Origin of the sequence: Mumia sp. zg.B53, from assembly GCF_019550935.1 — a bacterium.
Lineage (GTDB): Bacteria > Actinomycetota > Actinomycetes > Propionibacteriales > Nocardioidaceae > Mumia.
In genome coordinates this window covers 1349267-1360773 of sequence record NZ_JAHWCK010000001.1, presented here as the reverse complement: position 1 = coordinate 1360773, position 11507 = coordinate 1349267, and the positions used below count along the sequence as shown (strand labels likewise).

Annotated in this window: 14 protein-coding genes; 8 read left to right on the top strand and 6 right to left on the bottom strand. The window is 69.3% G+C overall.

All coding sequences use genetic code 11. The features are described 5' to 3' along the window. The first annotated feature begins 45 nt into the window (after positions 1-45). The 3 genes from KV102_RS06515 (at position 46) to KV102_RS06505 (ending at position 3203) form a co-directional block, all read left to right on the top strand. Positions 46-540, top strand: a complete 495-nt coding sequence (locus KV102_RS06515) for a GbsR/MarR family transcriptional regulator (protein ID WP_220345663.1) — start codon at positions 46-48, stop codon at positions 538-540. Between the two features lie 431 nt (positions 541-971). Continuing rightward, positions 972-2363 carry a replicative DNA helicase gene (dnaB, locus tag KV102_RS06510; protein ID WP_374107001.1) on the top strand — a complete coding sequence of 464 codons (1392 nt, stop codon included), beginning with the start codon at positions 972-974 and terminating at the stop codon, positions 2361-2363. A 102-nt stretch (positions 2364-2465) separates the two neighbouring features. Next, the gene (locus KV102_RS06505; protein ID WP_220345660.1) at positions 2466-3203 is read left to right on the top strand and encodes a hypothetical protein; all 738 of its coding nucleotides are present in this window, start codon (positions 2466-2468) and stop codon (positions 3201-3203) included. Here the strand turns inward: KV102_RS06505 and KV102_RS06500 are convergent. Next, a complete protein-coding gene (locus tag KV102_RS06500) occupies positions 3200-3553 on the bottom strand; it encodes a hypothetical protein (RefSeq protein WP_220345659.1) in 354 nt (117 codons plus the stop codon). The two genes, KV102_RS06505 and KV102_RS06500, sit on opposite strands and share 4 nt — an antisense overlap. A gap of 94 nt (positions 3554-3647) precedes the next feature. On the opposite strand from KV102_RS06500, the gene KV102_RS06495 reads away from it, so the two are divergent. Next, positions 3648-4040 carry a nuclear transport factor 2 family protein gene (locus KV102_RS06495; RefSeq protein WP_220345658.1) on the top strand — a complete coding sequence of 131 codons (393 nt, stop codon included), beginning with the start codon at positions 3648-3650 and terminating at the stop codon, positions 4038-4040. Here KV102_RS06495 and KV102_RS06490 read toward each other — a convergent pair. The 3 genes from KV102_RS06490 to KV102_RS06480 form a co-directional block, all read right to left on the bottom strand. After that, entirely contained in the window at positions 4033-5295 is a 1263-nt protein-coding gene (locus KV102_RS06490; RefSeq protein WP_220345657.1) for a type II toxin-antitoxin system HipA family toxin, read from the bottom strand. The two genes, KV102_RS06495 and KV102_RS06490, sit on opposite strands and share 8 nt — an antisense overlap. Then, positions 5292-5603 carry a helix-turn-helix domain-containing protein gene (locus KV102_RS06485; protein WP_220345656.1) on the bottom strand — a complete coding sequence of 104 codons (312 nt, stop codon included), beginning with the start codon at positions 5601-5603 and terminating at the stop codon, positions 5292-5294. Before KV102_RS06485 ends, KV102_RS06490 begins: the two co-directional genes overlap by 4 nt. A gap of 69 nt (positions 5604-5672) precedes the next feature. Next, positions 5673-6032: an MmcQ/YjbR family DNA-binding protein gene (locus tag KV102_RS06480; protein WP_220342711.1), complete on the bottom strand. Its 360-nt coding sequence runs from the start codon at positions 6030-6032 to the stop codon at positions 5673-5675. 590 nt (positions 6033-6622) lie between these two features. Between KV102_RS06480 and KV102_RS06475 the strand changes: the two genes are divergently transcribed. The 3 genes from KV102_RS06475 (at position 6623) to KV102_RS06465 (ending at position 8972) form a co-directional block, all read left to right on the top strand. Beyond that, positions 6623-7744, top strand: a complete 1122-nt coding sequence (locus tag KV102_RS06475) for an alanine racemase (protein ID WP_220345655.1) — start codon at positions 6623-6625, stop codon at positions 7742-7744. A gap of 85 nt (positions 7745-7829) precedes the next feature. Then, positions 7830-8303: an iron chaperone gene (locus tag KV102_RS06470; RefSeq protein WP_220345654.1), complete on the top strand. Its 474-nt coding sequence runs from the start codon at positions 7830-7832 to the stop codon at positions 8301-8303. A 6-nt stretch (positions 8304-8309) separates the two neighbouring features. After that, entirely contained in the window at positions 8310-8972 is a 663-nt protein-coding gene (locus tag KV102_RS06465; protein WP_220342708.1) for a pentapeptide repeat-containing protein, read from the top strand. A gap of 70 nt (positions 8973-9042) precedes the next feature. Here KV102_RS06465 and KV102_RS06460 read toward each other — a convergent pair whose 3' ends face one another. Continuing rightward, a complete protein-coding gene (locus tag KV102_RS06460; protein WP_220342707.1) occupies positions 9043-10002 on the bottom strand; it encodes a DUF389 domain-containing protein in 960 nt (319 codons plus the stop codon). Positions 10003-10055: 53 nt separating this feature from the next. On the opposite strand from KV102_RS06460, the gene KV102_RS06455 reads away from it, so the two are divergent. Then, positions 10056-10916, top strand: a complete 861-nt coding sequence (locus tag KV102_RS06455; RefSeq protein ID WP_220345653.1) for a CHAD domain-containing protein — start codon at positions 10056-10058, stop codon at positions 10914-10916. 7 nt (positions 10917-10923) lie between these two features. Here KV102_RS06455 and KV102_RS06450 read toward each other — a convergent pair whose 3' ends face one another. Beyond that, positions 10924-11388 carry a hypothetical protein gene (locus tag KV102_RS06450; protein ID WP_220345652.1) on the bottom strand — a complete coding sequence of 155 codons (465 nt, stop codon included), beginning with the start codon at positions 11386-11388 and terminating at the stop codon, positions 10924-10926. Between the last annotated feature and the right edge of the window lie 119 nt (positions 11389-11507).

Below are 11507 nucleotides of genomic sequence, written 5' to 3'. Positions count from 1 at the left end.
AGCGAACCTCGGAACCTCGAGTCGTACGAGCGGAGGTGGGATGCGATGGCCAACGACACCTTGACGGACTTCGTCGACCAGTTCTCGACGATCTTGCGGGACTCCGGGGTGCCGCCGATGCCGGCGCGGACCTTCGCGTACGTCCTGGGTCTCGGACGCCGCAGCTACACGGCCGCCGACCTCACAGAAGCGACCGGCGCGAGCCCCGCGGCGATCTCGGGTGCCGTCACCTACCTGATCGGGGTCGGCATGCTCGAGCGCCATGGTGGCGCCGACCGGCGCCACCACTACCGCCTGCCGCCCGGTGACCTGTGGGCCTCGATGATCAGGCGACGCGAGGCGATCCTCGTCCGCCGGTACGAGGCGCTCGCGCAGGCTGCGACGGACCTCGGTGGGCGGCACGACGAGCCCGGTGCACCGCTGGAGCTGGGCGCGATGCTCTTCTCGTTCATGGCCGAGGACGTTCGCGCGATGCTCGCCCGGTGGGAGGCGTATCGCGACGCGAGGCTCGACGGGCTGAATCACCCGCCGGCGCGGTGACGGGAGAGGTTAGAAGGCTTCCCGCCTGTGTGCAAGCTGGCGAGACACGCCCGTACGCGAGTTTCGATCCACACGTGTGGGACATCATTTCCCCAGGTCAACCCACAGATGTGGACAGCGCGACAGGGCAATCCACACAGATACCCACAACCTGTGCACATGCATGAGCACCTTTATCCACATCAATGGATGAGTCGTCCACAGAGCCTGTGATGTGTGACTTCGCCGAGAGCCGTCCACGCGCGTAGGTTGCATCTCGTTCGGTGGTTCTCGAGAAGTCGTCTCGTCCGGGAGGTCGACGCGGGTTCTTCGAAGGTCCGTCGGTGGTCCCCCGTACGCTCGAGGTGAATGACATCTGTGTCATTCCGTGCGGCGTCCGTGGGTCCGCGGTGTCCGTGACGGGGTTCGAGCGTATGAGGAGTGGACTCGCGTTGAGCGTTGCCGAGCTGGGAGCGGTGCCTGAGCCGCCGGACGACGACTACGGCTACGGAGGCAGCCAGGTCGACCGCACCCCACCTCAGGACAACAACGCCGAGCAGTCGGTCCTCGGCGCGATGATGCTCTCCAAGGACGCCATCGCCGACGTCCTCGAGTCGGTCAAGTCGATCGACTTCTACCGACCGGCGCACGAGGAGATCTTCGACGCGATCCTCGACCTCTACGGTCGTGGCGAGCCGGCCGACGCCGTGACGGTCGCGGCCGCGCTGCAGAAGCGTGGCGAGCTCGCGAAGGTCGGCGGCGCTCCCTACCTGCACACACTCGTCGCCAACGTTCCGATCGCCGCCAACGCGGGCTACTACGCCGACATCGTGCGCGAGAAGGCGATCCTGCGGCGGCTCATCTCGGCCGGCACCAAGATCGCGCAGATGGGCTACGCCGGAGAGGGCGAGATCGACGACATCGTCGACACGGCCCAGTCGGAGGTCTTCGGTGTCACCGAGCAGCGCACGAGCGAGGACTACTCGGTCCTGAACGACCTCATGGAGGCCACGTTCGACGAGCTCGAGGCGATCGCCGCCCGCGACGGTCAGATGGCAGGTGTCCCCACCGGGTTCACCGACCTCGACCGGCTCACCAACGGCTTCCACCCCGGCCAGATGATCGTCGTCGCCGCACGACCCGGTGTCGGCAAGTCCACCCTCGGCCTCGACGTCTGCCGCTCGGCGGCGATCAAGCACGGGCTGACGACCGCCATCTTCTCGCTGGAGATGAGCCGCATCGAGATCACGATGCGCCTGCTGTCCGCCGAGGCTCGGGTCGGCCTCCACGAGATGCGGTCCGGCTCGTTGAGCGACGACCAGTGGGCCAAGCTCGCGCGCCGGATGGGTGAGGTCTCGACCGCGCCGATGTTCATCGACGACTCGCCCAACATGACGATGATGGAGATCCGCGCGAAGGCGCGGCGCCTCAAGCAGCGCCACGACCTCAAGATGATCGTGATCGACTACCTCCAGCTGATGACGTCGGGCAAGAAGGTCGAGAGCCGCCAGGTCGAGGTCTCGGAGTTCTCGCGCCAGATCAAGCTGCTCGCCAAGGAGCTCGAGGTCCCGATCATCGCGATCAGCCAGCTCAACCGTGGCTCCGAGCAGCGCACCGACAAGCGCCCGATGCTGTCGGACCTGCGTGAGTCCGGCTCGATCGAGCAGGACGCCGACATCGTGGTGCTCCTGCACCGCCCCGACATGTACGAGCAGGAGTCGGAGCGCCTCGGCGAGGCTGACTTCATCGTCGCCAAGAACCGCTCCGGCCAGCCGGGTACGGCCACGGTGACGTTCCAGGGTCACTACTCTCGCTTCATCGACATGCCGAAGGAGTTCGGCTGAGCACTGGCGTGGCGTAGCGCGGCCTCCGGCGACGTGGGCGTGGGACGGATAAGCGCGCCTGCGGATGAAGCGCAGCAGCGGATGTCCCCGGGAGGAGGTCCAGTGGCCAAGCCGACCACTGACGACATGAACACCGGACTGACAAGCCCGACCGCCGTCCCGCCTGCGAAGGAGCCGACGTGGCTTCGGCGTCGCTGGCGGCGACTGGTCCCGATCGGCATGCTCGCCGCCGCCGCCGCCGCAGCAGCAGTTGCAGCTGCAGAGCTGACGCTCGGTGGCAGCTCAGCCTTCGCGTCATGGACGGTGAAGCCGGAACCCCTCACCGGTCCGGACACCGCCGCAGTCGCGGACACCTGCCGTACCAGGCTCGGGATGCCCGACGGTGACAACCAGACCCTGCTGGCCGAGCGACGCGGTGGCTGGACGTACGTCTTCATCTCCGCACCCGTCGGTGAGGCAACCTGCCTGATGCGCAACGCGGCAGCCGGCCAGGACCCTGAGGGCCACGAGATCTTCGCCGACCTCGCCGAACCCACCCCGACGGCAACGGTGGACCCTCGCCAGATCGTCGAGACCGGAAGCACCGGCGTCAGCACCGACGAGGGCTGGTTCCGCAGAGGATGGCTGACCTGGACCTACGGGTACGCAGGCAACGACGTCACCAGCGTGACGGTCCGAACTCCTCTCGGGACCGACGTCGAAGCGACGGTCAGGAACGGACGCTTCGCCGCGTGGTGGCCCTCAGAACGGCCCAGCAGCAAGCACCCCGAAGTCATGGGCGCGTGGCACTACACCGTCACCCTGAGCGACGGCAGCACGCAAGGTCGGGGTCCGCACTAGTGCGAGCGGCGACGTGGCGAGGTCAGGTGCTCGAGCGCGACGGCGGCGAGCGCCACGACCGCTGCGAAGGACAGCAGCGCTGCGAACGCGAATGTCCAGAGAAGGTAGTCGACGAAGACCTCGGCGTAGCGGTCAAGGGCGGGGCCCCGGCTCCACCCGTTGAGGCCGGGTACGAGCCACGCGGCGACGGCGCCGATCGCGGCGGCTCCCATCGCGATGGTCGCGCCGGCGAACACCCAGCGGACGACGACGTGGAGACTCGTGTACGCGGCCGCCGCGACCCCGAGCGGGATGCTCACCATGACGGCGACGGGCAACACCCCGAAAAAGAGGTATCCACTCTCCGTCATCGCGCGAGTCTGCCAGACCGGCGACACCGAGCCCGCGGGCGCCTACCGCATCGACACCGCTCCGTGTCCTGGCCGACCACTAGGTTGTGTGCGCATGGACGCCAACGAGCTGCTGACGCGGCTGTGCCAGGCCATCGACGCGCACGCGTGGGACGAGTTGGCCCCGCTGCTCCACGAGGACTTCGTCTGCCGATATGTGCACACGGGTGAGACCTTCGACCGAGACTCGTGGGTACGCCTCAACGCCGACTACCCAGGGTTCGAGCACCTCGTCATCGACGACCTCGTGGCGTCCGGAGACAGGGCTGTGGCCCGCTGCCACGTGACCGCCCGGGCTGACGGCGGGCTCGTGCACTTCGAGGTCGCGACGTTCATCACCGCGACCGACAGCCAGATTTCGTCGATGACCGAGGTGTGGACGGACGTCGACGCAGTGCCGCCGACGGCGACGCGCCCGGTGTCGAGCCTCCCGTCGCCACTCAGGTAGGTGCGCCGAACCCGAACCCGAACGCGTTGCGCACGTTCGCGTCGAGAGACGAGAACGACTCCTCGTACCTCTCGATCTCGCGGCCGGTCGCGCCGTTGCTCTCGGCGACCTCCCGCCACCGACGGACCACCTCGGCGACCTCGGCGACGACGCGTCGCGCCTGCGCTGGGTCGAGGCCGCAGTATGGCGCGAACGCCATCAGACCCCGTCCGGTGTCCCTCGGCTGGTACGACCCCGCGATGCTCGTCGCGCGGGAGGCGCCCGCGTCCGGATTCGGGTTGAGGTCGAAGGCGGGAGCGAGCCGCCACCCGGCGCCTTCACGGAGGAAGCCGTGGTTGCGCAGGTGGTTGTCGGTGTTGTGGATGAGGGCACCGACCGCGACGAGGCGATAGAGCACCACCAGGTCGTCACGAGGCGCGACGCCCTCGAAACGCAGGGCGTCGGCGACGTCCTCGTACTCGGCGGTGCCGCCGTCGCCGTGCTCCTGCGCGAGGGTCCGCGCGCTGATGTAGGGGACTCGATCCTCACCGCGCCGGTCGAAGCGTTCGACCAGGAGGACGCCTCGTCCCGCGACGGTCACGATCCGCCGCCGCGGCGTCGGCACGCCGGCGGCCTCGGCAAGGTCGAGCGCCGTCTTTTCCCAGACAGCGCGGTCGACGCGGTCACCCAGCATCGGGAACTTCGCTAGGCACAGCCGGCCGTCGTCGACGACCGCCGCCTTGGGGAGCGCGCCGCCGAGCGCGCCGGTCCCAGCATCGAGCATCGTCTTGACCGCTTCGCGCCAACCCGTCGGGGACTCCTCGACGATCACGTCTGCGGCGTGCAGGAGCACGTCGAGGTCGAGCATCTTCGGGACGCCGACCGACTCCTGCAGGAACGGCCCGTCGCCGACACGGAACCGGAGCGCTCCCTGACGGGTGACATCACTGACACCCAGGAGGAAGTCGAGGGCGTTGAGCTCCGACGGGAGATCGGCGCCGGCCAGGTTGTCGGCCCGCCGCTGCATCGTCAGGAGGTTCTTGCCCCAGTGGTCCGGCGAGGAGTCCTGCAGCGAGAGGGGGAGCCCGTCCCGTACGAGGTGCGCCGCGTCGTCGAGCGGCATGGCCGGCTCGAGCGCGTAGGCATCGGTGCGGGAGAGGTAGTCGAAGGAGTAGCGGAAGGTCGAGGACAGCACGCGACCCTCGGTGACGGTGAGTGTCCCGACCTCGACGTCCTCGCCACCCAGTCGCGTGACCACGTCGATCTGTCGATTCATCGGCGGACTCGCTGAGGGAGCTGCTGATCGGCTCGTGCACGGCCCAGGTCGGTTCGCATCGGATCGAGCGCCTCGATCACATCATCGGCGAGCCGTGTCACCGTCAGGACTCGCATCAGCACATCGAGCGTGACCCCGGGGTCGCCCTTCTCCAGACGTGCGTACGCCCCGCGCGAGACGCCGGCCCGCTGAGCGAGCTGGTCTTGGGTCAGCCCCATGAGCTTGCGCCAGGTCGAGATCCGGTCGGCGAGGTCGCGTCGATTGCGGTCTGCTCGCGCATTGGGAGGTCGTGCGTCACGGTTCGCCATCATTCCATCCTAATGCGCTGTATACGATACGCAAAGCAAGATAAAACCTTATGTACGGAGCACTATGGATCACCCTGGCCCGTGAGGGTGGATCAGGTCGTAGGCGCGCGACACCTTCTGAGGGACGACCATGCGCCACGCGTCGACGACGAGCTCGCGAGCCTCTCGAGGGTCCAGCGCCGCGAGATCGGCATGGACCCAGTTGAAGCGCATGTCCGATTCCGAGGGCAGGTGGAACGTGTTCGGCGCGCTCGCGACGAGTCCGGCCCGCTCCTCCTTGGGGAAGCCGAAGCCCATCACGCGCTCGTCGAGCGAGAACGCCACATAGACGATCTGCTTGACACGGAACTTCAGCCTTCCGCGCACGTACACCTCGTACGAGCGCTCCAGCTCGGAGCCCAGGGACCGGACGTCGTCGATCACCGCCATGCTGAGCCGACTGCGTCGCCGAGCCGGACTCATCGGTGCCGCCGGCCGGACTCCTCCTCGTCGGGGTGGTGCCCCTGCATCCGGGTGGGCCAGGATCGTTTCCATGACGAGCAGAACCGCGCCGCCAGGTTCGTCGAGGCAGCGAGACGTGCGAGCGAGTGTGAGGATGCTGTTCGGCACGATTCTTCTGGCGGTTGGGAGCATCGCGGTGTCTGCGTGCACGTGTGCGTTTGATGAGTGCGTCACGGGACCCACGGGCCCCTTTGTTGCGTCGTACACCGCACCTCTCGGCGATGGGAAGCCGTCTACCCTCAAAGGGCGCCTCGAGCTCGACGGAGATTGCGTCTACCTGATCGAGAGCCGGTCGGAGGGTCCGGCACGGAAATGGGTCATCGCGTTTCCCGAGGGCGAGACGAGAACCGATGAGGACACGGTCTCGCATGATGGCACGGCCTATAGGTACGGGACACTGCTCGAGGTCACCGGGACGCCCGCCAGGTTCGACCTCGACGGACTCTCTGCGCCCGCAGGGTGCAAGGGCCCCCGCGTGTGGCTCGGCACGAGTGCCACGGCCGCCTAGGGTGGCGGACATGAGCGAGGAGCGAAGGGCCCTGGAGCGGTGGTCGCCGGATCGCTGGGAGGGGATCCCGACACCGTTCCTCGCCGTCGACCGTCCCACGCTGGAACGCAACATCACCCGCACCCAGGCGTTCTGCGACGACGCAGGGCTACGGCTCCGCCCGCACGTGAAGACTCACAAGATGCCGGAGGTGGCGCGGCTCCAGGTCGAGGCGGGAGCCCGGGGACTGACCCTGGCGACCGTCGGTGAGGCCGAGTGCTTCGCGGACGTGGGCTTCGACGACCTGCTGATCGCGTACCCGGTCCGGACGACGGCTGCCGTCGCCGAGCGCCTGCGACGGTTGCTCGACAAGGCGACCGTCGTCCTCGGGATCGACTCGCGGGAGGGCGTCGACGCCCTCGTACGTCACGGTCTGGCCGCTCACCCACACCTCTCGCTCCTCGTCGAGGTCGAGTGCGGCCTGCGTCGTACGGGGGTTGTCCCCGAGGACGCCGGCGCCCTCGCCGCGTACGCGGTCGGTGAAGGCATCACGGTCGACGGCGCGTTCACATTCCCGGGACATGGTTATGCCGTCGGCGCGTCAACCGCTGCGGCGGCGGCCGAGGCACGTGCGCTCACCAGCGCCGTGGAGTCCTTCGCCGCCGCGGGTCTGCGCTGTGACGTGGTCAGCGGTGGGGCCACTCCCACGTACGAGGCGACCGACACGACGATCGTCACCGAGACGCGCCCGGGCGTGTACGCGTTCGGGGACGCGCAGCAGGTCGCGCTCGGTACGGCGGGCGTCGACGACGTGGCTCTCGCGGTGGTCGCCACGGTCGTGAGCGCCCCCGCTCGCGACCGGATCGTCCTCGACGCGGGCAGCAAGACGCTCGCCGCGGACCGGCCGCCGTACGTCGACGGGCACGGGCTCCTCGTCGGGGTGCCGAGCGCGCGCATCGACCGGATCTGGGAGCACCACGGCGTGGTCGACGTGAGCGCTGCCGACCCAGCGGTGGTCCCGCGGGTCGGAGACCGCGTCGCCGTGCTGCCGAACCACGTCTGCACCGCCATCAACCTCGCCGACCGCGTCCACGTCCACGACGGAGGCGAGAGGGAGATGTGGTCGGTGGCGGCCCGCGGTCTGAACGCGTGATCGGTCACGATTGGAGAAGCGCGGTGGGAGATGGTGCGGGCATCGTGGTGAGCGACAACCAGCGGTGACCGATGAGGAGGGCCCGATGCCCAGAAGCAAGAATACCGCCGACGAGACCACCGATCAGGCCGACGCGGCAGGAGGCTTCAGCGACGTCGAGCGCGCCGCGATGAAGGAGCGTGCCGCGGAGCTGAGGTCGAGCGGGCGCGGCGGCAAGAAGAAGGCCGACGATCTCGCCAACGTGCTCGCGAAGATCGCCGAGATGCCGCAGCCGGACCGTGGGATGGCCGAGCGGATCCACACGATCGTCACCGCCGTCGCGCCGCACCTCGATCCCAAGACCTGGTACGGGATGCCCGCGTACGCCGACGAGAACGGCAAGGTCGTCTGCTTCTTCAAGGGCGCGGACAAGTACGACTCGCGCTACGCCACGCTCGGTTTCGAGGAGGCGGCCCGGCTCGACGACGGCAGCATGTGGTCCACCTCGTACGCGCTGACCGACCTGACGGACGCCGACGCGACGAAGATCGAGGCCCTCGTCGCGCGGGCCGTGAGCTGAGGTCACGTGGGAAGACCTCGAACCACGACCCGTCGCCCTCAGCTCGACCCGCTCGCAGTGGAGGGCTTCGACGAGGGCGTCGCCGACGACCTCGTTCCGTCCGCCGACCTCGAGGGTGCGGCTTTCCGCGACCTGACTGCCGACTCGCTCAGCCTTGCGGGCGCACGGCTGCGTGAGGCACTGCTCGATCGCGTCAACGTCGCTGTCCTGCGAGCGCCGCGGGTGAGGCTGCGCGACGTCCGCATCGAGGGCAGCAGGATCGGGTCGGCCGACCTCTACGACAGCGAGTGGGACTCTGTGCTCGTCTCCGGCTGCAAGCTGTCCTTCGTCAATCTGCGTGGGACGAGGTTGCGCGACGTCGTCTTCTCCGACTGCGTCATCGACGAGCTCGACCTCGTCGAGGCGACCGTCCTCCGGGTCAGCTTCGTCAGGTGCACGATTGCCCGGCTCGACCTGCAGCACGCGTCGGCGTCGCATCTGGACCTGCGAGGAGCCGAGCTCCGCGAGATCGTCGGGGTGACGGCACTGCGTGGCGTGACGATCAGTCCGCTCCAGCTCTCGCTCCTCGCGCCGATCATCGCGGACAGCCTCGGCATCGTGGTCGAGGACGAGCCGACCGGTCCCGACTGGTCAGGAGTCGAGAAGCCTCGGCGGCCGCCCGGACCCTAGCGTCACGGCTGTCAGCCTGCGCTACCGGCAGCTCGTCACGGCCTACGACGCCGAGCGTGCTGCCGCGGTCCTACCGCCGCTGCCGCCGCCGTCGCAGTCGCGCCCGCTGGGCCGACACCCGCGACCAGACCGACTGCTGGAGAGCGAGGGTCGCCCAGCCCGCGAGCGCCATCCCGGCGATGTTGATCAGAAGCTGCAGCGAACTGCCGCGCACCTCGCTCCAGCTGCCGAAGGCGAGGCCGAGTGCGACGTTCCCGGCCGCGGGGATCGTGGTGACCGAGATGAAGACGCCCGAGAGCCCGCCGATCCGTGCGGAGGTGAGCGACAGGGCGCCTGCCGCTGCGGCGATGACCGCCACGATGAACGACCACTTGTCGGGGGAGTAGATGAACGCCGTGTCGGGACGTGGAGCGGCGAGGGTGTCTGGCGTGATCCACCCGAGCGCGCGGGCGAGCAGGACGAGGCAGGTCGTGATCAGGATCGCGGTGACGAATCCCAAGACGAGCGTGCGCGACGCGGCCAGCAGCAGGTGGGAGCGTCGGCGTACGAGCGCGACGCCGAGCGCGGCGACCGCGCCGAACTCCGGCCCCAGCACCATCGCGCCGATGACCAGGATCTGGGAGTCGACCACGATCGCGATCGCGGCCAACGTGGTCGCCAGGACCATGAACGACATGAACGTCCAGTTGGCCTCGGAGTCCTCGTACGCCTGCTCCGTCACCGACGCCCAGACGACCGAGTCGGCGCTGCTCCCGGGCGCGCGCGAGTCCGCGACGTAGCCGGCCTGGGACAGCCACGTCCCGACGGGCTCGATCTGCACCGTCCCGCGACGGTGGACTCCGAGGTCGTGGAGACCGTCGATGATCTCGTTGGCCGCCTCGCGGGCGACGTCGGCGTCGATGACGTCACCCGCCGGCTTGACGGCGGCGCCGTGCACCACGGTGACGCTGCTCACCGCCTCGTCCGCAGTGAGCAGTCGCGTCACGTCGTCGGTCAGGTCCGACGGAGCCACGATGCGAAGGTGGAGCACGCTCGCAGTCTTGCGCATCCCCGCGCACCGACGTGGCGGAGTACCGTCCGAGCATGGGCGAAGGCGCGGGCCGACCTGTCGACGCAGGTGACGCAGTGGTCAGGGCGCTGGAGGCTGTGGCCGCGGAGCTCGACGCGACCCTCGGGCCGGCGCTGCTCGACCAGCCTGACGGTGTGCACCGCCACCGCAAGGCCGTACGGCGCCTTCGGAGCACGCTGTCGGCCTACCGGCCGTTCTTCGACGACGAGGCCGTCCGGCACCTGCACCGCGTCTACCGCGACTGGGGCAGAGAGCTGGGCGAGGTGCGTGACGCCGAGGTGCGGATCGCGGTCACCCGCCGGTTCCTCGACGTGGACGAAGGATCGTCGGCCGATCACCGCAGGCTCGCGGACCTGCAGCGTGACCACCGATCTGCCGAGCGGTGGGTTGCCAGACGCGGGACGAGCCTCGTGGCGGTGCGGAGGCGATCGGATCTGGCGGACTTCCTCGCCGCGCCACCGCGTACGGAGAAGGCACGCCGTCCCGCCGCGCGCAGCGTGCGCCGCAGGCTCGTCAAGGAAGGCGAGCGGGTGCTGCGGCGGGCCGAGACGGCGGCTGCCGAGCCCGCCTCGCTCCCGGCGTTGCACGAGCTGCGCAAGGCGGCTCGGCGGTTGCGCTATGCGACCGAGGCGGTCACGCGGCCCCCGGTGGGTTTGTTCGGCGCGAAGGCACCGGCTCTGGCGGACTCGGCCGAGCGCATCCACGACCTGCTGGGCGACCACCGGGACGCGATCGCCTTCGCGGAGTCGTACGCGTCCGTCGACCGTCCCGCCGACTCCCCTGCGGTGCGCGCACGAGCTGTCGCCGCGGCTCGGCTGAGCGCCCTTCCGCGCGCGGTCGAGGAGCTGAGGGACGCACTCGCACGCTTCCGTTGAGACATGCTCAGCCGCCGGCCGACCTGCCTGGCGCGTCGACGTCGAGCGCGCGCGGCTCCGGTGGTGAAGGGAGCGGCGGCCGCACTCTGACCAGTCGGTGCGCGGCCAACGCTGCCGCGAGAGCCGCTCCCACGACCACTGTCGTCGTCACGGCGTCACGCCACCACGGCGGCCCCGGTTGGTCGGCGTTGCCGACGCAGTCGTGCATCGGGTGGGGCGCGTCGGTGCCGAACAACGTGGTGCGGCTCGCCGACACGTACGCGGTGACCGCGCTCGGATCCCAGCCGGCGGGGTTGAGGAGCCGGTACCAAGCGCCGTTGCGGCGGCTGATGCGGCACGTGACGTTGGTGGCTGCGGAGTGGAAGTGGTCGTCCGGCCCGAGATGGGCGATCACCCGCCTGCCGTCATAGATCGGAACGCTGTCGGCGGGGTTGCTCACCCGCGCGGCGGGATAGTCGGCATCGAGTCCCATCGAGACACCGTACGAAGCCAGTCGTTCGCCCGGGTCCCGTTTGCCTCCCGGGCTGGGACGCGGTCTCACGTTGGTCGGTGCTCCTGGCGGCACCGTGGGCTCCTGACTAGCGTCCGGAG

What these genes read in the sequence shown, in the direction of transcription:
- KV102_RS06515 (WP_220345663.1), top strand. Translation starts at nt 46, where the DNA reads ATGGCCAACGACACCTTGACGGACTTCGTCGACCAGTTCTCGACGATC.
- KV102_RS06500 (WP_220345659.1), bottom strand. Translation starts at nt 3,553, where the DNA reads ATGACGGAGAGTGGATACCTCTTTTTCGGGGTGTTGCCCGTCGCCGTC.
- KV102_RS06495 (WP_220345658.1), top strand. Translation starts at nt 3,648, where the DNA reads ATGGACGCCAACGAGCTGCTGACGCGGCTGTGCCAGGCCATCGACGCG.
- KV102_RS06490 (WP_220345657.1), bottom strand. Translation starts at nt 5,295, where the DNA reads ATGAATCGACAGATCGACGTGGTCACGCGACTGGGTGGCGAGGACGTC.
- KV102_RS06485 (WP_220345656.1), bottom strand. Translation starts at nt 5,603, where the DNA reads ATGGCGAACCGTGACGCACGACCTCCCAATGCGCGAGCAGACCGCAAT.
- KV102_RS06480 (WP_220342711.1), bottom strand. Translation starts at nt 6,032, where the DNA reads ATGGCGGTGATCGACGACGTCCGGTCCCTGGGCTCCGAGCTGGAGCGC.
- KV102_RS06475 (WP_220345655.1), top strand. Translation starts at nt 6,623, where the DNA reads ATGAGCGAGGAGCGAAGGGCCCTGGAGCGGTGGTCGCCGGATCGCTGG.
- KV102_RS06470 (WP_220345654.1), top strand. Translation starts at nt 7,830, where the DNA reads ATGCCCAGAAGCAAGAATACCGCCGACGAGACCACCGATCAGGCCGAC.
- KV102_RS06455 (WP_220345653.1), top strand. Translation starts at nt 10,056, where the DNA reads ATGGGCGAAGGCGCGGGCCGACCTGTCGACGCAGGTGACGCAGTGGTC.
- KV102_RS06450 (WP_220345652.1), bottom strand. Translation starts at nt 11,388, where the DNA reads ATGGGACTCGATGCCGACTATCCCGCCGCGCGGGTGAGCAACCCCGCC.